The sequence below is a fragment of the Winogradskyella aurantia genome (assembly GCF_002266855.1).
Lineage (GTDB): Bacteria > Bacteroidota > Bacteroidia > Flavobacteriales > Flavobacteriaceae > Winogradskyella > Winogradskyella aurantia.
In genome coordinates this window covers 1-25,913 of record NZ_NGJN01000008.1, presented here as the reverse complement: position 1 = coordinate 25,913, position 25,913 = coordinate 1, and the positions used below count along the sequence as shown (strand labels likewise).

Here is a 25,913-nt window from a genome sequence, read left to right as displayed (position 1 = left end):
AGTGTAAAAATACGATAAAGTTTAGCCGTTTATAAAATCAATGATTTTTGGTGTTAGCGATGGGTCTCTTAAACTATGACCAAACCCTTCTGTAGTTAACAGTTCAGCTGTTTTAAACCTGTTAGCAAAGAGTAGGGCATCTTCATATGGAATTATCCGATCTTTTTTGTCGTGCACAATAAGGCCTTTAAGTGTAAATTTGGATGAGAAGTTTGCCGCAGAAAAATAATCCGTAGAATGGCCGAAACGCTCCATCACAATTTTATCTAAGCCTTTTGAAATACGGCTATTATAGCCCATCATAGATTTATATCTTGAGAAAACACCGGTAAAATGGGCAGGTGCCCCAAGTAAAACTAATTTCTCAGCAAAGGGTAATTTATGTTTATTTAGGCAAAATACGCATGCCATGCCTCCTACGGAATGTCCTATGTAAACTTCAGGTTTAAATTCTTGAGCCACTTGGTTTATGAATTCAGCATAGAGTAGAGCATTGAATTGTTTGCCATCCGACTGGCCGTGTGCTGGCGCATCCAATGCAATAATGTTATAGTCTTCGGCTTTCAAGTGGTGAAGCAGGTAATCCCAACGTGATGTATTGCTTTCCCAGCCGTGTGCGAGTAGAACGGTTTTATTCTTTCCAGCCCATCTGTAGGTAGCAATATTTAAATTTTGATAGTTCAGCTCTTGGTAAATGGCAGAATCGATGACCTCTCTTTGGCTTTCGGTATATCTTCCTTTTCGTGGAGACGCAAATAATTTTAAGGCTTTATCAGATGCATAACGCGCTGAGACAAGGCTAGTGGCATTAAGTACATTTCCTATGGACCTTACAACGAAACTAGTCATAGCTCTACGATTCTCTATTTACAGCTTCCATTGAAAAAGCCGGTAAACAAATGGCTATATACTCGCATGGTTCAGTAAACGGATTGGAGTATTGAAGTCTGGTGTTTTTTTCTACCTTAATGGAATGCCCGGCTTCCAGAACTACCGTTTCATCCTCTATAATGAATTGCTTTTTTCCTTTAATAATGAAGGTGTATTCATCAAACTGCGGTGTTTGAAAGGGCTCACTCCAGCCTGGTGGTGCCACCATGTGGGCAATGCTAATTTCAGACGTACCATCTGAGGCTAGTCCAAAATGTTCTTTGATTTCCTTTCCATCATCAGTGGGTACAATAAATGGGGATTTTTGTATAGTATAGTTCTTTTTCATAGCTATTTAATATATTGCCTAATTCACCAGTGCACCATAAAATACTTAATTTTTGCCTTTTCTGGAACTTGAATGGGGTCTATGTTTAAGTCCATATCAAAACGTAAACTTGCAGGTAGCTCTTTTTTATCAATAGTGAAAGAGGCGTTGATGTCGTTCACAGACACAACTATGGAATTAATAAGATTATCGATTTTAGATATTTTGTAGTTTTCTTTGATATCTTTAAATGTACTGAGCACCGAAATATCCTTTTCGGTTCTGTAACGTTGGTCAATGATTCGCACTGATGAAATCAACGAGGTTGAATCAAGAGCCTCTTCAGGCGATAAATCGAGTAACTTTTTACCTCCTTTTTCAAAGACCTCTATGATATTTACAGAACCTGCAAATTCATCGCCAGCGATATATCTAACCACAGAATCCATTGGAAAAATGACATCTAAATCCTTAACTTGAGTTGAATCGGTCAATAGACCTATTCGATTTTTTTGTATTAAAAATGGGTTTACCGGGTTTTCCCTTGTGCAGCTAGCTAATAAAATGGCGCAAAAAAGCACAATTACGTTTTGATGTTTCATGTTAGATTGAGGTTTGATTATTTAAGCATTTTGGTAAGTATGCCCAAAACACTGCGTATTACTGTTGGACTAGAAAGCACTTTGACAAATGGATTTTGACGTGTGCTTTGTCTACTACTGGTGCTTTGTCTTTTTTTGCTTTCAGCACGTTCGATAGCTTCTTTTTCCTTGAGGGCTTTTTGTTTGGCTTCCTCAGCCTCAGCTTGCTCAATTTTTTCATTAAGCATTTCGTAGGCGCTTTCTCGGTCTATTTCTTTGTTATACTTTTTGGCGAGTTGAGATTCTGACAATAAACTACTAAGTTCTGATTCCGTTAAAATATCCATTCGGCTCATAGGTGCACGCATCATGGTAGCCGCAAGTGGTGTGGGCCTGCCTTTTTCGTCTAAAGCAGAGACTAGAGCTTCCCCAATTCCTAAGGATGTTAATACGTCTGCAGTATCGTAATAGTCGGTATCTGGATAATTCTCTGCTGTCAGTTTAATTGCTTTTCTATCTTTCGCCGTAAAGGCCCTAAGCGCATGTTGTACTTTCAACCCGAGTTGACCCAGTACAGCCTCTGGAACATCCGTTGGATTTTGGGTAACAAAATACAGTCCAATACCTTTACTACGGATGAGTTTTACAATGCTTTCTATTTGATTGAGAAGGGCATCAGACGCTTCGTTAAAAATAAGATGTGCTTCATCTATAAACATAATAAGTTCTGGCCTACCACTATCCCCTTGCTCAGGAAATGTAGAATAAATTTCAGCAAGTAAGCTCAACATAAAGGTCGAAAAGAGCTTGGGTCGGTCTTGAATGTCGGTCAGTCGAATTATATTTATATAGCCTCTTCCATTTTCATCTATACGCAGAAGGTCTTGCGTGTCGAAAGATGTTTCTCCAAAGAACAAATCACCGCCTTGTTGTTCTATTTCAACTAATTTTCTCAAAATAGCACCTGTTGAGGCTGTTGATATTCTTCCATAGGCTTCTTCAAACTCTTGTTTACCATCACCTGTTGCGTATTGAAGAATTTTCTTAAAGTCCTTTAAGTCTAGAAGGGGTAATTTGTGGTCATCGCAATATTTAAAGATGACTGAAATGATTCCGGCTTGGGTTTCTGTAACATCTAGAATTCTAGAAATTAAGACTGGTCCAAACTCACTTATGGTTGCTCTTAATCGTACCCCATCTTGTTTAGACAGGGTCAATATTTCGACAGGGAAGGACTTTGGTTCAAAGGGTAAGCCAATTTTCTCGTGGCGCTCATCAATTTTTGGATGTCCTGGGCTTGGTTTGGCCAAACCACTTAAATCACCCTTAATATCCATTAACAATACGGGAATCCCTTTTTCAGATAGGTTTTCTGCCAGAACCTGTAAGGTCTTGGTCTTGCCTGTTCCCGTAGCACCGGCAATTAATCCATGGCGATTCATGGTTTTCAAGGGAACATTAACATAGGCATTCGTAATGGTTTCACCCTCGAGCATGGCGGCACCTAAGGTTATGAAATCACCCTTAAAGCTATTGCCTTCGTTGATTTGTTTAATGAAATCCGCTTTGTTTTTCATGCATCCAAATTTTGCATAAAAATAATGTAATTTTAGTCAAGATTAAAACCATTGTATATGAAGTACTCTCACGTATTTTTAAGTTTGTTTTGTATTGTTTTCTTTTTGTCTTGTAATAAGGCCAAGGGAAAGATAATCTTTCATAAATCTCATGAGACAAGTCGAGCTAACGCGCCTTTTAGTGATGCTGTAGAAACAGGTGATTTATTATTTTTAACAGGTCAAATTGGGAAGGACCACAAAACAGGTGCAATAGTAGAAGGTGGTATTGAAGTCGAAACCAAACAGGTTATTAAAAATATCCAAGAGGTCTTGATGTACCATGGCTTATCTCTAGACCATGTGGTAAAGTGCACGGTCATTTTAAAAGATATAAATGATTTTAAGGCATTTAATTCGGTATATACCACCCATTTCACAAAGAAACCAGCAAGGACTACATTTGCCGCAGCCGATTTAGCTGGTGGCGCAAGTATAGAGATTGATGTTATAGCAGCCAAGTAAACTATTCTAGTTGGGGTCCTTAGATTATTGCTTTATACTTCTAACTATATAAGTTATCTTTGCGACTTATGACAAGACGCGAACAACAAGAGCTAATTGATAAAGGCCTTTTATTGCCTTTAATGGAAGAGTTTTATACTATTCAAGGTGAAGGGTATCATAAAGGAACGGCAGCCTATTTTATTCGTATAGGTGGTTGTGATGTAGGATGCCATTGGTGCGATGTAAAAGAAAGTTGGTTGGCCGAATTACACCCACCGACAGCCACTGAACAAATTGTTGAGAACGCGGTGAAGTATAGCAATACCATTGTAGTTACCGGTGGTGAACCGCTGATGTGGGATATGAATCCGCTCACAGATCAGTTAAAAGCAAAGGGCCTTCAGACACATATTGAAACGTCTGGTGCTTACAAACTAACAGGGGTTTGGGACTGGATTTGTCTATCGCCTAAAAAAAACAAACTACCTACAGAAGAGGTTTATGAAAAGGCGCATGAACTAAAATGCATCATCTACAATAAAGATGATTTTCGTTTTGCAGAAGAGCAAGCGGCCAAAGTTAATTCAAATTGTATTTTGTATCTGCAGCCTGAGTGGAGCAAGCGCGATAAAATGATGCCACAGATTGTAGACTATGTGATGGCCAATCCAAAATGGAAGGTGTCGCTGCAAACCCATAAGTATTTGAATATACCCTAAATGAAAAAAGCCTTGAACATCTTTCAAGGCTTTTTTTATCTTAATAATGTAGATCTTATTTTACAAATGGAACTGCAATGCGCGTATTGCCCCAGCCTAAAAACATATGGACACCATTATCAGCTTTTTCAAACGTTATTGAAAAGGCCTCAAGCGAGTCTTCATCTGATTTTACAGGGACATTTATTCGTGCCACATCATTTTCCGGTTTGTAGAAATAGCTACCCCAAACATTCAGGTCAGAATTAATAATAGCTGTCCATTCCTTTTCTCCAGGAATAACATAAAAGGTGTAAGTGCCAGCTTTTACTTTCGTTTTTCCCAACATCATATCAACGTATAAGGTCAATTCTGCTGCCTCATTGGCACCTGTTCGCCATACTTTGCCATTGGGTGCTAGCTTTTCAACAGAGCGTCCGTTTAATTGTGGGCGGCTGTAGACAATCTTAATGAGTTTATTGGCGTCTTTGTAGTCGCTAGGAAAAGCAGCTACATCCATTGGGCTCTTGTCTAGGCCCTTAAATTCCTGTGCGTTAGCATTAAATGATAAAAGCATCATAAAAGAAAATGCCATTGCTGTAAAAAGTCTTGTTAATTTCATAAGTGTTGTTATAATTATTTGGTTAAAATTAGAAGTTATTATGGTGACTCTGTCGTAAAGAATTATTAAAATTTACAATTCAATAGTATAATGCTATATCTCACGCAGGTTAAGTTTTGTTTTATCATTAAAATAGAATTAATAGTTATAAATTTAAACCAAAATAGTTTAATGTATTTAATAAATGGAAGTTTATTAACATATTTGTCTTTTAATTAATGTTAAAATAAAAAATTATGTGCGGAATTGTATGTGCGTTTGATTTAAAGCAGAAATCGGAAGACTTGAGACCTCAGGTATTGGAAATGGCAAAGTCTATTCGTCATCGTGGCCCTGATTGGAGTGGTATTTATAGCGACGGTAAAGTTATAATGGCGCATGAGCGACTGGCCATTGTAGATCCAGCTTCAGGTAAACAGCCCCTTTTTAGTGCAGATAAAAAATTGATTTTAGCCGCAAATGGTGAAATATATAACCATAGAGAATTGCGTTCTGAATTTCCTGATTACAATTTTCAAACACAAAGTGATTGTGAGGTCATCCTTGCACTTTACAAAGAGAAAGGTGCTCACTTCATTGATGATATGAATGGCATTTTTGGATTTGCCTTATACGATGTAGAAAAGGATGAATATTTTATTGCGAGGGACCATATGGGTATTATTCCGTTGTATATGGGTTGGGATAAGTACGGTACATTTTACCTAGCGTCAGAATTGAAAGCCTTGGAAGGTGTGTGCTCTAAAATAGAATTGTTTCCCCCTGGGCATTACATGAGTAGTAGCGATGGGCAATTGGTGCAATGGTACAAGCGTGATTGGGAAGCATACGATGAAGTAAAGGATAATCAGACAAGTATTGCTGAGGTGAGACAAGCTTTAGAAGATGCGGTACACCGTCAATTGATGAGCGATGTGCCTTATGGTGTATTGCTGTCAGGAGGGTTGGACTCCTCAGTTACTTCGGCTATAGCTAAAAAGTATTCTGAACGTCGCATTGAGGCAGACGATAAGGAAAAGGCATGGTGGCCACAACTGCACTCGTTCTCCGTAGGATTAGAAGGTTCCCCAGATTTAGCGGCTGCAAAAAAGGTAGCGGACCATATAGGGACAGTACACCATGAAATTGAGTTTACCATTCAAGAAGGTCTGGACGCTATAAGAGATGTAATCTACCAATTAGAAACTTATGATATTACAACAATTAGAGCAAGCACGCCTATGTACTTAATGGCACGCGTTATTAAGTCTATGGGTATTAAAATGGTCTTGTCTGGTGAAGGCGCGGACGAGCTCTTCGGTGGCTATCTCTATTTTCACAAAGCACCTAGTGCTCAGGATTTTCATGAGGAAACCGTTAGGAAATTAAGCAAATTGCACATGTACGACTGTTTAAGAGCCAATAAGAGTTTGGCTGCTTGGGGCATTGAGGGTCGTGTGCCATTTTTGGACAAGGAATTTATGGATGTGGCTATGCGTATAAATCCGGAGGATAAAATGATTACAGGCGATCGCATGGAAAAGTGGGTTGTCCGTAAAGCCTTTGAGCACATGATTCCCGAAACCGTGGCATGGCGACAAAAAGAACAGTTTAGTGATGGGGTTGGCTATAGTTGGATCGATACCTTAAAAGAATTGGTAGACAAAGAAATTACCGATGAGCAATTGGTAAGTGCCCATTTTAGATTTCCTATACAAACGCCTCAGAATAAGGAGGAATATTATTACAGGACTCTTTTTGAAGAACATTTCCCTAGTGATGCAGCGGCCCTAAGCGTACCCCAAGAGCCTAGTGTTGCTTGCAGTACAAAAATTGCTTTAGAATGGGATGAGGCCTTTAAAAATATGAATGATCCCTCAGGAAGAGCTGTGGCAAAGGTCCATGAGGATGCCTATTAGCTCTTAATTGATGCGTTTTAAAATGTATAGCCTAATCTCAAATCAAAAAAGTCTGCTACATGCCCATGTGCCTTTAAACTAAAACCTGCAAAAATGTGCTTGTTGAAATTATAAGTGAGTCCATAGCGTTGGTAAATATCATCATTAATACGGTAGTCGTTGTAATAGTAGACACCTAGTTCTTGGCTAAATGTTACTTTGCCCAACCAAAATTCATGCCCAACCAAAGCAGCTGCTTGGAAGAAATCAGCATCAGCACCATCAAGCTCAATCTGTTCTCTTCTAGAATAATCAAAAATCAACTCCGTACCGCCCGTCAGGGCACTTCGTCCACCTATCCAACGGCTGTATTTACCATTAAAACCAAAAACATAAAACTTATCCTTATCGCCTACTGCGGCGTTGCTCCAGCCCGAAAAATGAACTACGGATATACGTTCTTTTTGCTCTGGCGGATGTCGTTTATCAATCCTTTCCAAATCTGGATAGGTTATGTCTTTGAGACTTTTATTGACACCGAAACTTATGGATGGAAAGTTTAAGCCTTTATTTGGTGTGCTAATTCCACCATTAGAGGTATGGTTATATTTTGCTGCTAGGCGTAAGTTCCAAGAATCAGTGAGTCTGTAATTTACCCCTAATCCCACCACTAAGGCAAAGCTGAGGTTGGTACTGTAAGATTCGTTCAAGGGATTAGTTTGCTCATCGTATGGTTGTGTGAGGTAAGCACCACCCAAGCCCATTCTAAAAAATAGATTCGTTCGTTTCTGTGTTCTAAAATAAGGCTCTACATAGCCCATTGCTAAGATTCCATTACCAAGAACATCAGGGTTGTCCCAATTCCAATATGCTAAATCAACACCAACTCTAGGAAAGCAACTGCAAAAATCCCAAGCATTTTGAGTTAATAATAATTTGCTCCAATCGAGCGTAATAGCAGAAGGATAGGCATCTTCTATTTCACGTAAGGAGGGGGTGTGTTTAATCAGGAATCCATAATCTAAAGATACACCAATGATGGTAGGTCTACTCTCAGTAAATTTAGAATTACTTTGGCCTTTAACACTGAAAATTACGATAAAAGACGCTATGAAGCCAAGTAAACACTTTTTCATTCAGCAATTTTTGAAATATGTAATCTTTTTCAATATAAATATACAACTATTATGTTTTTCAACATAGTGATTAAAGGTCCAGTCGGTTATTTTTCAATAATATTTAATCTGGCAAAACGTCTAAAATATCAGTTTTTGAATAATTAAACCAAAGCCTTATATAAAAACCCTAATTTTTAATTATTGGAATCTCTGAGTTGTTTTTTCAAAAGATTTGATAGCTACAAATAAGCAGAAAATCAGTTTATTTTTGGCATTTTAAAATCAAAAAAAACGTCTTTAAGGCACTTTCCAGATTTTTTAATTTTTGAATTGAAAAAAATTCCTTAAAATCAAATTTAAGGTCCTTTTTAGGCGATTTAAGCCACTTTTAAGAAATTAACAAATGTTGATAATTATTCTTTTAAGGCAATAATTTGCTTTTAAAAAGCCTCGTTATTTCGTATATTTGTTTGTATTCAAAAGGATGCTCTAAAGCATCTTTTTTTTGTGAAGTCTATATGGGCTCAACAAGCAAATTAATAACAAACAACAAACGTTTTTATGAGCGAAAAGAAAGAAGAATTTAATAAGCATAATTATTCTGCTGATTCCATCCAGGCATTAGAAGGAATGGAGCACGTGCGTATGCGCCCATCAATGTATATTGGCGATGTGGGTACTAGAGGTTTACACCATTTGGTTTATGAGGTTGTAGATAACTCTATTGATGAAGCGCTTGCAGGACATTGTAACAATATTACCGTTACTATAAATGAGGATAACTCAATTACCACAGAGGATGATGGTCGTGGTATTCCGGTAGATCTACATAAAAAAGAAGGTGTATCTGCCCTTGAGGTGGTCATGACTAAAATTGGAGCAGGAGGTAAATTTGATAAGGATTCTTATAAAGTATCTGGTGGTCTTCACGGCGTCGGAGTGAGCTGTGTAAATGCACTGTCTGAGCACCTTAAGGCAACCGTTCATAGAAACGGTCAGATTTGGGAGCAAGAGTATGAGCGGGGGAAAACGTTATATCCTGTAAAACAGGTTGGTGAAACCGATAAAAGAGGTACCATAGTCACATTTAAACCAGATTCAACCATTTTCACCCAAACCCTCGAATATAATTATGACACCTTGGCGAGCCGTATGCGCGAGTTAGCTTATCTCAATAAGGGTATTACGATTCACTTAATAGACCGTCGCTTTAAAAAGGAAGACGGTTCATTTGAAGGTGAGACATTTCACTCAGAAAATGGACTCACTGAGTTTGTGAGGTATCTAGATGGTAACCGGGAACCTTTAATGAAGGACGTCATTGCCTTTGAAGGTGAAAAGAATGGCGTACCAGTTGAGGTAGCCATGGTTTACAATACCTCATATGCCGAGAATCTACACTCTTATGTCAACAACATTAACACACATGAAGGTGGCACACATCTTTCAGGTTTCCGCCGAGGATTGACACATACCCTTAAGAAGTATGCAGATAATTCAGGTATGTTGGATAAGTTAAAATTTGAAATCGCGGGTGATGACTTTCGCGAAGGTTTAACAGCTATCGTTTCAGTTAAAGTTGCAGAACCGCAATTTGAAGGTCAAACCAAAACGAAACTAGGAAACCGAGAGGTTTCGGCCTCAGTATCGCAAGCCGTTTCTGAAATGCTTACCGATTATTTGGAGGAGCATCCAGATGATGCGAAGATAATAGTGCAAAAGGTCATTCTAGCTGCTCAGGCACGCCATGCAGCTCAGAAAGCACGTGAAATGGTTCAGCGAAAAACCGTGATGAGCATTGGTGGTTTACCTGGAAAATTATCGGATTGTTCCGAAGAAGATCCATCTAAATGTGAAGTGTTCTTAGTTGAGGGGGATTCTGCAGGAGGTACTGCCAAACAAGGTCGCGATAGAAATTTTCAAGCCATCTTGCCGTTACGTGGAAAAATATTAAACGTTGAAAAGGCTATGACCCACAAGGTCTTTGAAAATGAGGAAATCAAAAACATTTTCACGGCCCTAGGTGTTACCATAGGTACTGAAGAAGATAGTAAAGCGTTAAACCTTAGTAAACTGCGCTATCACAAAATCGTAATTATGTGTGATGCCGATATTGATGGTAGTCATATTGCAACCTTGATTTTAACCTTCTTCTTTCGCTATATGCGCGAGTTGATTGAAGCAGGTCACGTCTATATTGCTACTCCACCATTGTATTTGATTAAAAAGGGTGCCAAGAAGCAGTATGCATGGTCCGATAAGGAAAGAGATAGTATTGTAGCCGAATTTGGAGAAAATTCTAAAATTCAACGTTATAAGGGTCTAGGAGAAATGAATGCAGAGCAACTATGGGATACAACAATGAACCCAGAGTTCAGAACAATGCGACAAGTTCAAATAGACAACGGAACAGAGGCTGATAGGATATTCTCTATGTTAATGGGCGATGAAGTACCGCCAAGACGAGAATTTATCGAAAAGAATGCTATCTACGCCAATATTGATGTTTAGATAAATTGTATTAGGTATTTTAAAAAAGCAAGTCCAAGTTTTGGACTTGCTTTTTTTATATATAATGAGGAAGTTAAGTCTCATTATATAATATTTTTATAGATTTATACTTATAAATCTACTTAATCATGAAAAAACTTATAGTTGTTATTACCGTTTGTTTTACCATAAATAGTCTTAAAGCCCAAGACTTAGACGGTATTCTATTAGCCGCTGATGATGCGAGCCTGTTAACTGAAAACTACTTAAACCCTGCGATTGTGGGATTAATGTATAGTATGAATAGTGGTTGGTTTACTACAGGTAAAGTACATAAGAAATTTGGCTTTGATTTAACCATTGGGGGTAATTTATCCTTTGTGCCAATGAGTGCACAAACCTTTGCGTTTAACCCAGGTGATTATGAGTTTGTGTCATTGCCTAACGGTGAAACCCGCATACGAACTGTTATGAGCGAGGATGATACAGTAACAAGAATTGATATAAGTATTCCCGATGGGGATAATAGATTTAAAGTAGCTAGTTTTGAATTGCCCGGTGGCATCGCCCAAGATTTGCCTTTAAATGCAGTGCCCGCTCCTACTGTTCAAGTTGGTTTTGGTTTGCCGTTTAAAACGGATATTAAAGCGAGGTTTGTACCTAATTTAAGGTTTGATGATGTAGAAGCCAGTTCAATTGGTTTTGGCCTGCAACATGATTTAACCCAATATTTTGGACCTATGGATAAGTTGCCTTTGAATATTTCAATTTTGGGTGCTTTCTCTAACATGAAGGTTACCACGGATTTATCTGAGGAAGAACTAAATGAGGACGTTTCTACGAGTAACGGTGAAGCTGAATTTAAAATGAATACTTGGACCATACAGGCCATAGGCTCCTTAGATTTTGTACTTGTTACCGTGTATGGAAGCGTTGGTTATAATAGCGGCCAAACCACGGCAAGAATGAAAGGAGATTATACCTTGAGGTATGATGTTGAGGATAGTAATGGAAATACCATTGGTTCTGTGGAGGAAACCATAACTAACCCTATAAATTTAGATTTTGAGGCAAGTGGCATGAATGCAACACTTGGGGCTCGTTTAAATCTTGGATTTTTTAAGATTTTTGCAGATTACACCTTTCAAGAATATAATACAGCTTCAGTTGGTATAGCCTTCAGCTTTAGATAAAAAAAGTTAGAATTAAATAGTTTAAAAGAGCAGCATCCTTGTTGCTCTTTTTTATTTGGTAATACCATGACATAAATCATGGTAAATTATAGGCAAAGCCTTATTTTTGTAATCGATTTCAAGTAACACTAAAAATTAAAATAACATGAAAGTAACTGTAGTTGGCGCTGGCGCTGTTGGTGCAAGTTGTGCTGAATATATTGCAATTAAAAATTTTGCTTCAGAAGTGGTCATTTTAGATATAAAAGAAGGCTATGCTGAAGGTAAGGCCATGGACCTCATGCAATGTGCATCATTAAATGGTTTCGATACTAAAATTGTAGGAAGTACTAACGATTACTCTAAAACAGCAAATAGTGATATTTGTGTAATAACATCCGGAATTCCAAGAAAACCTGGTATGACACGAGAGGAACTCATTGGTATTAACGCCGGTATCGTTAAAACGGTTTCATCTAGTTTGGTGGAACATTCTCCAAATACCATTCTTATCGTTGTGAGTAATCCAATGGATACCATGACGTATTTAGTGCATAAAACTACAGATTTGCCAAAGCATAAAATCATTGGTATGGGTGGTGCCTTGGACTCGGCTAGATTCAAATACAGATTAGCAGAAGCCTTGGGAGCTCCAATAAGTGATATTGATGGTATGGTTATAGGTGGTCATAGTGACAAGGGTATGGTGCCTTTAACTTCACATGCCACAAGAAACAGTATCAACGTGTCTGAATTTATGTCGGAAGAACGACTTAATCAGGTAAAAGAAGATACCAAAGTCGGTGGTGCAACATTGACTAAATTACTGGGCACTTCAGCGTGGTATGCGCCAGGGGCCGCAGTTTCTGCTTTAGTCCAAGCCATTGCCTGTGACCAAAAGAAAATGTTCCCTTGTTCAACATTATTAGATGGTGAATATGGATTGTCTGATTTATGCATTGGCGTGCCGGTTATTTTGGGTAAAAATGGTATTGAGAAGATTGTAGACGTACCATTGAGTGACGCAGAAAAGGCACATATGGCAGAAAGCGCAGAAGGGGTTAAAAAGACTAATGATCTTTTAGAATTTTAAAATTAAATTAATATATCATTATAAAAACCTTACTAGCAGTATTGTTGGTAAGGTTTTTGTATTTATCTTGCCAACATAAAATTTATACAATGAAAAAATTAATCTTACTTAGTCTGGCTGTGGTGTTTAGTTTAGTAACAACTGCCCAAGATAAAATTACAGAAGGTGTAATTACAACTAAACAAACCTTATCTACTGATAATGCTCAAATGCAAGCCACATTCGACCAGATGGGAGATATGATGGCCACGACCTATTTTAAGGGAACTAAGTCTCGCGTAGAGATGTCTAATCCTATGTCAGGTGATATGGTTGTGATATCAGATCAGGATAAAATGCAATCCTTAACTTTGATGGATAGTCCAATGATGGGGGGCAAGAAATTTATGCTTAAAACGGTTGAAGTGACTCCTGAAATGCTTGAAAATATTTCCGTCGAGGAGGGAAGTGCTACAAAAACGATTTTAGGATATGAATGTAAAGAAAAGATCGTCACTATGGTACAAGATGGCGTGGAGGTGAAGATGTCTATGTTTACAACCGATGAAATTGTACCTGTAATGACCCAACAAACCTCTATGCTAGGCGACAAAATTTCTGGTTATCCTATGTATATGGTAATGAATATGAACCAACAAGGTATGGCTATGACCATGACCATGGAGGTTACTAAACTAGACAAGACCTCAGTATCTGAAGATAAGTTTAACATGACGCCACCAGAAGGTTATACCAAGATGGAGGGCATGTAATTTTAAGAGTACACATTAAATAAAGGCTTTAGAGATAAAGCCTTTATTTATTTATATTTGCCACATGAAAACGACTCTACAGTTTTTATTTTCAATTTTGCTTGTATCGGGCTTAGGTGCTTATCTAAACCATTCAACACCGCCGAATCAGCAAATCTTGGTAAATTTTACCGCTACTGATATATCTTCTTATGACACAAAAAGTGCCATTGAGAATATAGAAGTCGTACTCGGTTTGCAAGGTGCTGAAAAAATTCAAATTAGTGAATTACAGAATGGCCAGCTTAAAATTACGTATTATAGCAATACTGATATTTACAGGATAAAGAATGCCCTAACTCGTGAAATAGGTTTTCATTTTAATCTTGATGACAATAGAGAGCATTCTAAACATACATCAAAAGAGCAGGGCCATACAGATTATAGATTAAAGATTTCAGAATTAAATGGCGAAACCGGTATTTCTTGGCATTTTGATGCTACCGAAGTAATAACGCCTAATTTTAAAAGTGATAGATTTAGCCCAATTAAGCTAAAGACTTATGCACGACTAAACCCTTCAGACACTTCTAATAAACGGTTAGTGGGTTCTTTGGTTTCTTACCATCCCTCAACCGTTTATAAAAAGAAAAACGCCTACAAAATTCCTCAGGTTAGGGCAGGACCTTTTTTCTCTTGAATTATTTAAAGTGATAATTCACAACATCTTATTTCGAATGAGGTTTTCATTCATTCAAAATTTATCACGACGTATATCATTAAAAATAAATTGTCGAATAATCACGTAAACTCTATATTTGCGCGATTTAAATTTTCGATCATAAATAAAAAGAACAATGCAAAACAAAGGATTAATTAAGCTTTTTGCTCTTTTGTTTGGACTAGTGAGTATTTATCAGTTATCATTCACGTTCAAGGCCAACCAAATAGAAGATGAAGCAAAACAGGCAGCAATAAGCCAGTTTTCTGAAACAGAAGAGAATTATCAGGAAAAACGAAATCAGGCTGAAATCAACTATCTCGATTCCTTAAAAACATCTAAAATCAAAGTAGGTGAAAAATTTGAACCCATTGAGGTCTATAATTTAGGTGTTAGTCAATATACCTATTCAGAGGTTGAAGAAAATGCGATGAAATTGGGCCTAGACCTTAAGGGAGGGATCAATGCTATAATCCAAATTTCGGTTAAAGATATTTTAAAAGGATTAGCTAATAATAGTAAAGACCCTGTATTTAATAAAGCGCTCGATGATGCTGAAGAACTACAAAAAGATGCCCAAGAATCCTATTTAGAGTCCTTCTTTAGAGCCTGGGACGCCATTAAAGGTGATACCAAATTAGCTTCGCCAGATATTTTTGCCAACAGGGATTTGAGTGATGACATTAAGTTTGATATGTCCGATGACGAGGTAAAAGGTATTTTAGAGCAAAAGATTGATGAGTCTATTGTATCTGCGTTCGAAGTATTGCGTAACCGTATCGACGGATTTGGTGTAACATCACCAAATATTCAACGATTGGGAAATTCTGGACGAATTTTAATTGAATTACCAGGTGCAAAGGACAAGGAACGGGTTGTTGATATTATTACAAAAACAGCACAACTACAGTTCTGGGAAACCTATAAAACCCAAGAAGTTCTTCCGTATATTTTACAGGTTAACCAAGCTTTAGTCGAAGCAAACAAAGAAAAAGAAGAGGCGGCTTCAGAAATTGAAGATGCTGTTGAAGTGGTAGATTCAACTTCAAACGTCATTGATGACCTAACAGGACAAATAGAATCAGATTCTACTAATGTGGCTGAAGTTAATCCTTTAGGTATTCAAAGTTATGGAAATGGTGGTTCCGTGGTAGCGGTATTCTTAGCTAAGGATAGGGAGAAAGTTATGGCGCAATTAAATGACGCAAAAAACAGATCACTATTACCAGCAGAAATGCGCTATGTTAAATTTCTTTGGGGAATACAACAAGAAGAATCTGAGTTTTCAGAATTATATGCTATTCAAGGTAATCGAGATGGCGAGCCACAACTTAGCGGTGCAGTAATTACAGATGCAAGACAGGATTACGACCAGTTAAGTAGACCCGCAGTTAGTATGCAAATGAATGCTAAGGGTGCTAAGATTTGGGAAGCGATGACCAAGGAGGCATACGAGACTCAAGGATATATTGCTATTGTGTTAGATGATATTGTATATTCGGCGCCGAGCGTGTCAAATGGTCCAATCTCTGGAGGAAACTCCCAGATTTCAGGTGCATTTTCACTAACGGAAGCAATAGATTTAGCAAACGTCCTTAGGGCGGGTAAACTACCTGCGTCAGCGGAAATAGTTCAAGCAGACGAAGTTGGTCCTTCTTTAGGACAAGAGGCTATTGATAGTGGTATGAAATCTTTCTTAATCGCACTGGCTTTTGTGTTGGTATGGATGGTTTTCTATTACGGAAAAGCTGGTCTTTTTGCTGATGTTGCCTTGTTATTGAACATCTTATTGATTTTTGGTGTTTTAGCAAGTTTGGGGGCGGTACTGACCCTACCTGGTATTGCGGGTATTGTACTGACCATTGGTATTTCGGTTGATGCTAACGTGCTCATTTTTGAGCGCATACGCGAGGAAATAGCTAAAGGAAAATCCCAGAAGGAGTCCATTAAGGACGGTTTCTCTAATGCCTTATCATCTATTTTGGATGCCAATATCACTACTGGTTTAACAGCCTTAATTTTATTTGTGTTCGGCACAGGGCCAATTAAAGGTTTCGCAACGACCCTAATCATTGGTATTTTAACCTCATTATTTACGGCCATTTTCATAACCCGTTTATTAATTGATTGGTATGCTAACCGAGGAGGTCAACTAGACTTCTCTACAGCAGTTACCAAAAACCTGTTTAAGAATGTCAATATTGGATTCTTAAGAAAGCGCAAGATTGCTTATGTTATTTCTGGTGCATTAATAGTATTAAGTATTGGGTCTTTATTCACAAACAAGTTAGATCAAGGTATTGATTTTGTTGGTGGTAGAACCTATCAGGTTAGATTTGCCCAAGAGGTAAGTGTGGAAGAAATAAAGGGAGATTTGAATGAAGTGTTTGGAAGTGCCGAGGTGAAAACCATTGGCGGTCCAAATCAGTTAAAGATTTCTACGAAATATAAAGTAGAGGATAACTCTACGGAAGCTGATGAAGAGGTGCAAGCTAAACTATTTGAAGTCACCAGAAAATATTTACCAGATGGCATTACCTATGAAGAGTTCCTAGCTGGGTCTGGAGATGCCAAGATTGGTAAAATGCTTTCTAGTAAGGTAAGCCCAACCATAGCAGATGATATCAAAAAATCATCAGTTTGGGCCATCCTAGGTTCACTGGTTGTGGTGTTCTTATATATCTTATTTAGATTTAAGAGATGGCAGTTCTCACTTGGTGCTGTAGCTGCAGTTTTCCATGATGTTTTAATTGTTTTAGGAATTTTCTCATTGACATGGAAATTTATGCCATTTAGTATGGAGATTGACCAAGCTTTTATAGCGGCTATCTTAACGGTAATTGGTTACTCATTAAATGATACAGTTGTTGTATTTGACAGAATTCGCGAATTTTTAAATGAGCACACAAGCTGGACATTTGATAAAACCATAGATGTGTCTCTTAACAGTACATTGAGTAGAACCTTAAACACCTCGGTAACCACCTTGGTAGTACTTTTGGCAATGTTCATTTTTGGAGCGGATTCTCTTAGAGGATTATTATTTGCCTTAATCGTTGGTGTTTTGGTCGGTACCTATTCATCACTATTTATTGCAACGCCAATTATGTATGATACGGCTAAAAAAGGGGATGCGGCCGAGTCCTTAAAGAAAAAACCTAAAGACGAGGAGGACGCATAGATTTTGCCTTTTTGATACTTATTCTGAATGTGTTTCAGAAATGAAAATGCCTTTCTGCACAGAAAGGCATTTTTTATATGATATTTTGTAATTGTTCTGTTATGGCATTTACCCATGCCTTTTGTTTGAAATGGTTCGGAGGTAACGGATGATAATAGCCGTAAAGGGATCCAGGTTTCTTAAGGCCTACTATAGTTTTTTCATCTATATTCTTTAAGGCGAGCTTGGCAAGATGGCTTAGTTTTTCGTTTACACCCCAAGCGATAATAACGGGTACATCTTTAATGAATAGTCTTTTAAACGCCTTCTTATACGTTTTAGAAAAAATAGAATGTGGTATGTTGGCATTATTAAAGCCGTTCATAAGCTTAAAGAAAATTTTGCTTTTAGGTTCTCTGATATCAGATAGATTAAGTATTCTGGCATAATTGAAATTGCAATTATTCATCACTTTAATAATTTGTAATTGTGTTCGGTCGGGAATAGCTGTAGTTTCTACAGAATTGATAATAGGGTATAGCGGTTTGGAAGACCCGGGATTCATCATAATGACCATTAGGTCTGGTATTTTGATGGTTGCTTTGGCTCTTTTTATATCCAGGTAACGTCTAAAATTATAGCCCTTTTTATGGTAAAAATAACCTGTAATTTCGAAGCCTTCAAGCCTTGTTGTAGAATCTGAAATAAAAGGAAATTTTAATTAGAGTTTAGAATAATTCATTTTGTCCCCAACCTCTAATTGCCATTTTTCTGATAAACCTGCATAAACTTCAAGCACATATTTTGCTGGAGCTTCGGATGGGAGGGAACTTTCATTAAAGGGTTGAGCATTTTTTTGAATGCTTACAATCTTTTTATCCTCGCCAATGTAAATGATATCTAGTGGTATTTTTGTATTCTTCATGTAGAAACTTCGATAGTCTTCATCTGGAAAAATAAACAACATACCTTGATTATCCTTTAGTTCCGTTCTATACATTAACCCCATTTGGGTTTCATAGTCCGTATCTGCAATTTCAATATCAATGCTTTTGATTAAGGAATCGTTATCCGCTTTAAAAAGGTTTAGATTGCCTTCCTTCTTAAATTTAATAATGACCTGTTCACTGGTTTTAGTAACCTTATCTTCTTTGCAATTAGTGAATAAAACGAGAAATATGAGAAGGGGTAATAATCGTAAAAAGGCGCTTCGCATTACTATTTTAACTTCTTTTTTGGTTGGTAAACAAACATAAAGTATAATCCCAATACAATAAATGGAATACTTAATAATTGGCCAGTGTTCAATAACCAGTCCGCACGTTCTGGGTTTTGAGCTTCCTTAACAAATTCAACAAAGAATCTTACGGTCCACAAGAGCACTAAAAACAAACCAAAGAGAAAACCTTCTTGTTCAGCTTTTTTGGTTTTCCAGTAGAAATAAAATAAGGTAAGGAACACAAAAATATAGCAAAAGGCTTCGTATAATTGAGCGGGGTGCCGTGGTTGCGATTCCCCAAGTTGTTTAAAGATAACGCCAAAATCACTATTGGTATACTTCCCAATGATTTCAGAATTTATAAAATTCCCTATTCTTACAAACACAGCACCGAGAGCTACAGGAACGACAATACGGTCAAGTATCCATAAAACTGTTTTTTTCAAGATTTTTTTGTTGTAGAGGTACATGGAGATAATCATTCCAATGGCTGCTCCGTGGCTGGCAAGACCTTGAAACCCTGTAAACTCAATACCCCCTTTAAATTTAAACGGTAAAAAAATGCTGAAGAAATCCTCTGTTATAAGTTCGGATTGATAAAAAATAACATGCCCAAGTCTTGCACCAATCATAATGCCCAGCACAGAATAAATAAAGAGGGAATCTAAGGACTCGTTGGATTGCTTTTCGTTTCTGTAGATGCGCTTCATAATATAGAAACCCAATAGGAAAGCTACAATCCACATAACACTATAAAAATGAAGTTTAAAAAACCCTATTTCAATGAATTTGGTAGGGTCCCATTCCATTTGTAATAAAAACATAGTTGCATATTTATGCGGTAAATATACTATTTTGTAGGGTTTTGAAACCGTGATTAACGGAATATTAATGGCCTTTTAGTAGTGTAGGGCAAAATCTTTTTACTTCTCAGACTCACGAATTGTAAATAAAATGTCGGTATATATTTCTGGCGAACGGGCGAGATGGCGCTAAGGGAAACTTTTTAGTTGTCATCCTTTTTAGGAACTGGATCAAAGCCCTTTCCTCCCTAGGGCGACGGAGCGAAAAACGAAATGTACGGTGTACATTTCTAGCGAACGGGCGAGATGGCGCTAAGGGAAACTTTTTAGTTGTCATCCTTTCCGGGAACTGGATCAAAACCCTTTCCTCCCCAGGGCGACGGAGCGAAAAACGAAATGTACGGTGTACATATCTAGCGAACGGGCGAGGTGGCGCTAAGGGAAAATTTTTAGTTGTCATCCTTTTCGGGAACTGGATCAAAACCCTTGCCTCCCCAGGGATGACAACTAAAAACCCGTTTTAAAGCTAATTTGCCACCTTTTAAGATGCCATGGACTTCTAATGCCTCCTTAGCGTAATGGGAACATGTGGGTTGGTACCTGCATGTCGCGGGAAAAAGAGGGGAAATAAGAGTTTGATAGACTTTTATTAAAAATAGAAAAGGATATATAAGCAGTTTTTTCACTTTTAGTTAGTCGTAAAAGATGTGCCATCTTTACCGTCTTGTAATTGAATGCCAACCTCAATCAATTCGTCTCTTATCTTATCCGATAGTGCAAAATCTTTGTTTTGACGAGCTTCTTTTCTTAGGTTTATCAATATTTCTACGACACCTGATAATTTATCAGAGCTTGACGATTCTTTAGCCGTATTGCTTAAACCAAGAATATCAAACGTAAATTCCGTCATGGTTGTTTTAAGAATGTTTAGGTCGTCTGCAGTAACGGTAGCGCTTCCATCTTTTATTTGATTAATTATTTTCACGGCTTCAAAAAGTTGAGCAATAAGTATAGGTGTATTAAAATCATCATTCATAGCATCAAAGCACCGCTGACGCCAAGCATTAACATCAAAGGTAGACGCTGAACTAGTTTTTAAATCATCAATATCATTAATGGCGTCCTTCAATCTAAAGAATCCCTTTTCTGCTGCCTGTAAACCGTCATCCGTAAAATCTAGGATACTTCTATAATGTGCTTGTAGCATAAAAAATCGCGCTACACTTGGTAAATAAGCTTTGGAAATGTGCGGATTATCTCCGGTAAAAATTTCGTTGGGTAGAATGAAATTGCCAGTAGACTTTGCCATTTTCTTCCCATTCATAATAAGCATATTTGCGTGCATCCAATAATTAACAGGAGATTCGTTATTGCAAGCTTCTGCCTGGGCTATTTCACATTCGTGGTGTGGAAACTTTAAGTCCATACCACCACCATGTATATCAAAATGCTCACCGAGATACTTGGTGCTCATGGCCGTGCACTCTAAATGCCATCCCGGGAAGCCATCACTCCACGGTGAAGGCCAGCGCATAATATGTTGTGGCTCTGCTTTTTTCCAAAGCGCAAAATCTTGTGGATTTTTTTTGTCTGATTGCCCATCTAGTTGACGTGTGTTGTGAATTAAGTCTTCAACATTACGTTTGCTTAAAATGCCATACGTTTTTTTGTTGTTATACTTTAATACATCAAAATAAACCGAGCCATTAACTTCATAAGCCAAACCATTATCAAGAATACATTTAATAATTTCAATTTGCTCTATGATATGGCCCGTTGCTGTTGGCTCAATACTAGGTGGTAAAAAATTGAAGCTGTTCAGTATGTTATGAAAGTCTACTGTATAGCGCTGCACAACTTCCATAGGTTCAATGGCTTCTAATCTTGCTTTTTTGGCAATACGATCTTCACCTTCATCAGCGTCATTTTCTAAGTGACCTGCATCTGTAATGTTTCTCACGTACCGAACCTTATAGCCTAAATGCTTCAGATACCTGTTAACGACATCGAAGGACATAAAGGTTCTAACATTACCCAAGTGCACATTACTATACACCGTTGGGCCGCAGACGTACATGCCTACATAGCCCTCATGAATAGGTTCAAATTCTTCTTTCTTACCGCTTAGTGAGTTGTAAATTTTAATCGTTTGCTGTTGATACAAGGCCATAGTCTTATTAAAAATCTATGAGGTACATTTATAATGACTTGAGATGATCTTTTGGCTTAAAATTGAGTGTCTAATTGAATATAATCCAAGAATTCCCTTTTGACTTCTTTTTGCTTAAACTTCCCACCAAATTCAGAGGTCACGGTACTACTTTCAATATCACGAATCCCTCTTGAATTTACACACAAGTGCTTGGCATCAATGACACAAGCTACATCTTGGGTCCCCAAAACGTTTTGAAGTTCCTTTACAATTTGAATGGTTAATCGTTCCTGTACTTGAGGTCGTTTGGCAAAATAATCTACAATACGATTCATTTTTGATAGGCCAACGACCGACCCGTTAGAAATATAAGCAACATGGGCGCGACCTACAATTGGTAGTAGGTGATGCTCGCAAGTTGAATATACCGTTATGTTCTTTTCAACAAGCATCTCACCGTATTTGTATTTGTTTTCAAAAGTTGATGCACTAGGCTTCTTTGCAGGGTCAAGACCGGCAAAAATCTCATTGATAAACATTTTGGCAACGCGGTCTGGCGTACCTTTTAAACTATCGTCTTTTAAGTCTAGTCCAAGGGTTTCCATAATATGCCTAACATCATCCTTAATGATATCTATTTTATCGGTATTGGAAAGCTTAAAAGCATCGGGTCGCATAGGTGTATCACTTGATGAACCTAAGTGGTCGTTTCCTATGGCGTCTATATCGTTAAAATCACTATCGATTTTCATTCTAAAAATAATTTAATCGTATGTACATAAAAGGAGGTGCAAAGATACATAATAAAAATAGTATGCTTTATGCAGCCGAATAATAATACGAAGGCTTTAACGATAAAAACCGATAAAACACCGATAACATTGATGAACTCAACGAGGTTCTATTAAAATTTTCTTAATTTTCCCCACTAATTATTTTGGTTAAGCAATGAAATATATATTATCCATTAGCATTATGCTATTTATGGGTGGTTTGGCTATTGGCCAGACAAACTCAAGTCCAAAAAAAGTTCCTGTTCCCCTTGCGGTTTTTGATGATAATGTGAGTGCGCCCCTAACATTAAAAGAACGGAATTATATTATAGAAGCGTATGGTGACTATGCAGAACAATATGTATTCAGCAAACCCCAAATGCTTAAGTCTATAAAGCAATTATTGAGAAACCGTATTCTAATAGAGAAAAAATCCAATTTTGAAAAACGTAATGAGGCCACAAAATTATCTGAAGTCCCGTTGTTCAATAATTATGTTCCCGAGTTAAGTCGCGATGAACTGTTTGACCCAAGGAATTTTAATCCATTAAAGTACCAATTGGAGTTTTATAGCCTAGAAACCAAAATCTACAATGTGGACGGTTCAGACTACGTTATATTAATTAAATCCCAACACCAGTAAACATTCAGAAACATGAGGAATTTTATTTTTATCATATTATGCAGTTTGTCGAGTTTGGGATGGAGCCAGGATGTGTTGATGCAGAATGGTACTGTAAATCAATGTAGCGGTGTGTTTTATGATTCAGGAGGAGAGTTTGGAAATTATGAAGATGATGAAAATTTGGTACTCACATTTTGTCCTGAAAATCCGGGACAGCGTATGCAAATTAATTTTACAGAATTTACCATTCAATTGAATTTAGATTTTATGACCATTTATAATGGTGATTCAACCGCTGCACCAGCATTTGGTCAATTTACTGGGGGGAGCAGTCCCGGTTTGGTTCAGGCAACTTCGGCTAATGCAACGGGATGCATAACTATTGAGTTCACGTCAAATGGCTCTGGAAATACTGCAGGATGGGCTGCTGATATTTCCTGTTTAACGCCTTGTCAGGTTATTAATTCACAGCTTGACTCCGCTGTTCCAGCACCTAATGGCGATGGTTACATAAGAGTTTGTCCAAATGAAGATATTACCCTATCAGGTAGCGGAACTTTTTCAATTGATGGAACAGGCGCTACTTATGAATGGGATTTGGGAGATGGTAATACAGTAGCAGGTCAGACTGCGACTTTCTCATATGCGAATCCAGGTGTTTATATAGTTAATCTTAATATTCGGGATACTAATACTAGTCAAGACCCATTGGGTTGTACAAATAACAATTTAATTAATCAGGTAATACAGGTAGCCACAGAACCTGATTTTACGGGAACTCGGGCGACTAGTCCGGTCATTTGTTTTGGGGAAAGCACGGATTTAACAGGGGTGGTTCAGCCTACTCCTTTTATTAATGATTGTACGCCTCCGGTAGCCGACACTACTTTCTTACCTGATGGGAACGGGGTATCGTATACATCATCTATACCTGTGGATTGTTTCGATTCGGCGGCAACAATTTCGGATCCATTACAAATAGTGAGTATTTGTTTAAATATAGAACATTCCTATTTGGGAGATTTGGAAATCACTATAATAAGTCCAAATGGACAACAGGCTATTTTAAAGGATTTTCCGGGAGGAGGAGGAACCTATCTCGGTGGTGCGAACGATGATGGAAGTAATACACCTGGCGTAGGTGCGGATTATTGCTTCTCCATGACGGGTACCCAGACCCTTGTAAATGGTCCAACAATAACAGCTGGAACTCCCGCTGGTCCTTCAATTGCTCCAGGAACTTATTTGCCGGAGCAATCTTTTACCAATTTAGTAGGGAGCCCTTTAAATGGAGATTGGACCATAGAAGTTACCGATAATTTGGGTATTGATAATGGTTATATTTTCTCATGGGAAATAGAATTTGATCCCAATTTACAACCACCAGAATTATCCTTTACACCAGTTATAACAGCTGAAGCTTGGGATACTGATGCAAGCATAACTAATATAAACGGTAATATTATTACAGTTACCCCACCAGATGCAGGACAGTATTGTTATACCTATAGAGTTACGGACGATTTTGGATGTGAATATACCGAAGAGGTATGTATAGATGTGCTTCCTGAAATTATAACGGCGGCACCAAATGACCTTGTAGTTTGTGATGCAGGGTCACCTCCCTATATTTTCAATTTAGATTCCAATACAAGTGTAGTCTTGGCAGATGCGCCTAACCCGGGAGATTTGCAAATCTCCTATCATAACTCACTCGCTGATGCTGAAGCAGGTATTGCCCCTATTGCGGGGACAGGAACATATTCTGGTGCTGATGGTGAAATAATTTATGTGCGGATTGAATATCAGACCTCGGGTTGTTACGACGTTTTACCTTTTTCCTTAGTTGTATCTGGTCAGCCAGTTATTAACCCTGTTGCAGATTTAGTATTATGTGACGACCCATCGAATGATGGGGTAGAGGAGTTTGATTTAAGTCTTCAAACATTAGGTATTTTAGGAGCACAATCTTCAACAGCATTTAATGTTACTTATCATTTGAGTTTTGCTGATGCCGATGCAGGTACGGGAATATTACCAACGTCATATACAAATTCTGCTTCACCTCAGGAAATTTATGTACGAATAGAAAGTGTTTCAGATGCTAATTGTTATAACGCTTCGGCAGCTCCAGTTTTCAATTTAGTCGTCAGTCCTAGAGAGGATGCGTCTTTTACTGTAAATCCAACTTGTGAAGGGGCAACAATGACAATTACAGGTGAACTAGGAGGCACTTTTAATTTTGATGTTGCTCCGACCGATGCTGCATTAATTGACACAAATACGGGTGAAATTACTAATGCAAGCCCTAATACGTCTTATTCGGTGAGTTATACAACGAATGGTACTTGTGCATCTAGTGAAGTTGTAACGTTTAATACATTATCCTTAGATGATGTAAGCTTCAACGTTACACCCACATGTGACGGAGGAATTGTTACGGTCACTGGTGTTCTCGGTGGTAGCTTTAGCTTTAACATCCCTCCCGTTGACGGAGCGGTTATTGATCCTACTACCGGCGAAGTTACCAACGCTACACCGGGAGAAACATATGAAATACAGTACATAAGCTCAGGTAGCTGTTCTAATAGTAATGTTGTGCAATTTACTGTCAATCCTTTACCATCTATAAACGCCCCCACGCCCTTAGAGGTCTGCGACGACGGGGTCCCAGACGGGATCACTTTGATGGACCTGAGCCTTAAGGACGCTGAGGTAACTGGGGGCGACCCGGACTATTCGGTGAGCTACCACGCGACCCCTGGTGACGCGGACCTCGGCCAGAACGCGCTGCCGGTTCCCTATACCAATACGGTC

General features: G+C 38.0%; 23 protein-coding genes. 11 read left to right on the top strand and 12 right to left on the bottom strand.

The features are described from left to right. Window positions 1-21: 21 nt before the first annotated feature. The 4 genes from CA834_RS13270 to CA834_RS13255 are packed head-to-tail and all read right to left on the bottom strand — an operon-like array spanning window position 22 to window position 3,356. Window positions 22-849: an alpha/beta fold hydrolase gene (locus CA834_RS13270; protein ID WP_094969210.1), complete on the bottom strand. Its 828-nt coding sequence runs from the start codon at window positions 847-849 to the stop codon at window positions 22-24. Between the two features lie 4 nt (window positions 850-853). Continuing rightward, window positions 854-1,219 carry a cupin domain-containing protein gene (locus CA834_RS13265; protein ID WP_094969209.1) on the bottom strand — a complete coding sequence of 122 codons (366 nt, stop codon included), beginning with the start codon at window positions 1,217-1,219 and terminating at the stop codon, window positions 854-856. A gap of 23 nt (window positions 1,220-1,242) precedes the next feature. After that, window positions 1,243-1,800 (bottom strand): hypothetical protein, encoded by a 558-nt coding sequence (locus CA834_RS13260; RefSeq protein ID WP_094969208.1) that lies wholly within the window; start codon window positions 1,798-1,800, stop codon window positions 1,243-1,245. Between the two features lie 17 nt (window positions 1,801-1,817). Then, window positions 1,818-3,356, bottom strand: coding sequence for a helicase HerA-like domain-containing protein (locus CA834_RS13255; RefSeq protein WP_094969207.1), 1,539 nt, complete (start codon window positions 3,354-3,356; stop codon window positions 1,818-1,820). Window positions 3,357-3,413: 57 nt separating this feature from the next. Here CA834_RS13255 and CA834_RS13250 point away from each other — a divergent pair, with 57 nt between their 5' ends. Continuing rightward, window positions 3,414-3,860, top strand: coding sequence for a Rid family detoxifying hydrolase (locus CA834_RS13250; RefSeq protein ID WP_094969206.1), 447 nt, complete (start codon window positions 3,414-3,416; stop codon window positions 3,858-3,860). Window positions 3,861-3,928: 68 nt separating this feature from the next. Then, on the top strand, window positions 3,929-4,561 hold the full coding sequence (locus tag CA834_RS13245; RefSeq protein ID WP_094969205.1) for a 7-carboxy-7-deazaguanine synthase QueE: 633 nt from the start codon (window positions 3,929-3,931) through the stop codon (window positions 4,559-4,561). A gap of 55 nt (window positions 4,562-4,616) precedes the next feature. On the opposite strand, the gene CA834_RS13240 is transcribed toward CA834_RS13245, so the two are convergent. Continuing rightward, complete coding sequence (locus CA834_RS13240; RefSeq protein ID WP_094969204.1) at window positions 4,617-5,162, bottom strand: DUF2911 domain-containing protein; 546 nt, start codon at window positions 5,160-5,162, stop codon at window positions 4,617-4,619. A gap of 236 nt (window positions 5,163-5,398) precedes the next feature. Here CA834_RS13240 and asnB point away from each other — a divergent pair, with 236 nt between their 5' ends. Then, window positions 5,399-7,060 carry an asparagine synthase B gene (gene asnB / locus CA834_RS13235; protein ID WP_094969203.1) on the top strand — a complete coding sequence of 554 codons (1,662 nt, stop codon included), beginning with the start codon at window positions 5,399-5,401 and terminating at the stop codon, window positions 7,058-7,060. A 17-nt stretch (window positions 7,061-7,077) separates the two neighbouring features. Here the strand turns inward: asnB and CA834_RS13230 are convergent, their stop codons facing one another. Next, window positions 7,078-8,175, bottom strand: coding sequence for an acyloxyacyl hydrolase (locus CA834_RS13230; protein ID WP_094969202.1), 1,098 nt, complete (start codon window positions 8,173-8,175; stop codon window positions 7,078-7,080). A gap of 543 nt (window positions 8,176-8,718) precedes the next feature. Between CA834_RS13230 and gyrB the strand changes: the two genes are divergently transcribed. The 6 genes from gyrB (at window position 8,719) to secDF (ending at window position 17,545) form a co-directional block, all read left to right on the top strand. Continuing rightward, window positions 8,719-10,668 (top strand): DNA topoisomerase (ATP-hydrolyzing) subunit B, encoded by a 1,950-nt coding sequence (gene gyrB / locus CA834_RS13225; protein WP_094969201.1) that lies wholly within the window; start codon window positions 8,719-8,721, stop codon window positions 10,666-10,668. Between the two features lie 128 nt (window positions 10,669-10,796). Beyond that, window positions 10,797-11,840 (top strand): DUF6588 family protein, encoded by a 1,044-nt coding sequence (locus CA834_RS13220; protein ID WP_094969200.1) that lies wholly within the window; start codon window positions 10,797-10,799, stop codon window positions 11,838-11,840. A 145-nt stretch (window positions 11,841-11,985) separates the two neighbouring features. Beyond that, window positions 11,986-12,912 carry a malate dehydrogenase gene (locus CA834_RS13215; protein WP_094969199.1) on the top strand — a complete coding sequence of 309 codons (927 nt, stop codon included), beginning with the start codon at window positions 11,986-11,988 and terminating at the stop codon, window positions 12,910-12,912. A gap of 89 nt (window positions 12,913-13,001) precedes the next feature. Next, entirely contained in the window at window positions 13,002-13,664 is a 663-nt protein-coding gene (locus CA834_RS13210; protein WP_094969198.1) for a hypothetical protein, read from the top strand. 64 nt (window positions 13,665-13,728) lie between these two features. Next, on the top strand, window positions 13,729-14,343 hold the full coding sequence (locus CA834_RS13205; RefSeq protein ID WP_094969197.1) for a hypothetical protein: 615 nt from the start codon (window positions 13,729-13,731) through the stop codon (window positions 14,341-14,343). Between the two features lie 157 nt (window positions 14,344-14,500). After that, window positions 14,501-17,545: a protein translocase subunit SecDF gene (gene secDF / locus CA834_RS13200; RefSeq protein WP_094969196.1), complete on the top strand. Its 3,045-nt coding sequence runs from the start codon at window positions 14,501-14,503 to the stop codon at window positions 17,543-17,545. A gap of 73 nt (window positions 17,546-17,618) precedes the next feature. On the opposite strand, the gene CA834_RS13195 is transcribed toward secDF, so the two are convergent. The 6 genes from CA834_RS13195 to folE all read right to left on the bottom strand — a co-directional run bounded on the left by CA834_RS13195 (window position 17,619) and on the right by folE (window position 22,450). After that, window positions 17,619-18,092: a hypothetical protein gene (locus CA834_RS13195; protein ID WP_165764804.1), complete on the bottom strand. Its 474-nt coding sequence runs from the start codon at window positions 18,090-18,092 to the stop codon at window positions 17,619-17,621. A 153-nt stretch (window positions 18,093-18,245) separates the two neighbouring features. Then, entirely contained in the window at window positions 18,246-18,740 is a 495-nt protein-coding gene (locus tag CA834_RS13190; RefSeq protein WP_094969194.1) for a DUF192 domain-containing protein, read from the bottom strand. A gap of 2 nt (window positions 18,741-18,742) precedes the next feature. Continuing rightward, window positions 18,743-19,567, bottom strand: coding sequence for a prolipoprotein diacylglyceryl transferase (gene lgt, locus CA834_RS13185; protein ID WP_094969193.1), 825 nt, complete (start codon window positions 19,565-19,567; stop codon window positions 18,743-18,745). Window positions 19,568-19,995: 428 nt separating this feature from the next. After that, the gene (yidD, locus tag CA834_RS13180) at window positions 19,996-20,232 is read right to left on the bottom strand and encodes a membrane protein insertion efficiency factor YidD (protein ID WP_094969192.1); all 237 of its coding nucleotides are present in this window, start codon (window positions 20,230-20,232) and stop codon (window positions 19,996-19,998) included. A gap of 2 nt (window positions 20,233-20,234) precedes the next feature. Then, window positions 20,235-21,716, bottom strand: coding sequence for a cysteine--tRNA ligase (gene cysS / locus CA834_RS13175; RefSeq protein ID WP_094969191.1), 1,482 nt, complete (start codon window positions 21,714-21,716; stop codon window positions 20,235-20,237). A gap of 56 nt (window positions 21,717-21,772) precedes the next feature. Next, window positions 21,773-22,450 carry a GTP cyclohydrolase I FolE gene (gene folE, locus CA834_RS13170; RefSeq protein ID WP_094969190.1) on the bottom strand — a complete coding sequence of 226 codons (678 nt, stop codon included), beginning with the start codon at window positions 22,448-22,450 and terminating at the stop codon, window positions 21,773-21,775. A 196-nt stretch (window positions 22,451-22,646) separates the two neighbouring features. On the opposite strand from folE, the gene CA834_RS13165 reads away from it, so the two are divergent. Next, window positions 22,647-23,114 carry a hypothetical protein gene (locus tag CA834_RS13165; RefSeq protein WP_133085506.1) on the top strand — a complete coding sequence of 156 codons (468 nt, stop codon included), beginning with the start codon at window positions 22,647-22,649 and terminating at the stop codon, window positions 23,112-23,114. 12 nt (window positions 23,115-23,126) lie between these two features. Beyond that, the coding region (locus tag CA834_RS13160) for a PKD domain-containing protein (protein WP_133085505.1) at window positions 23,127-25,913 on the top strand (2,787 nt) is incomplete at its 3' end.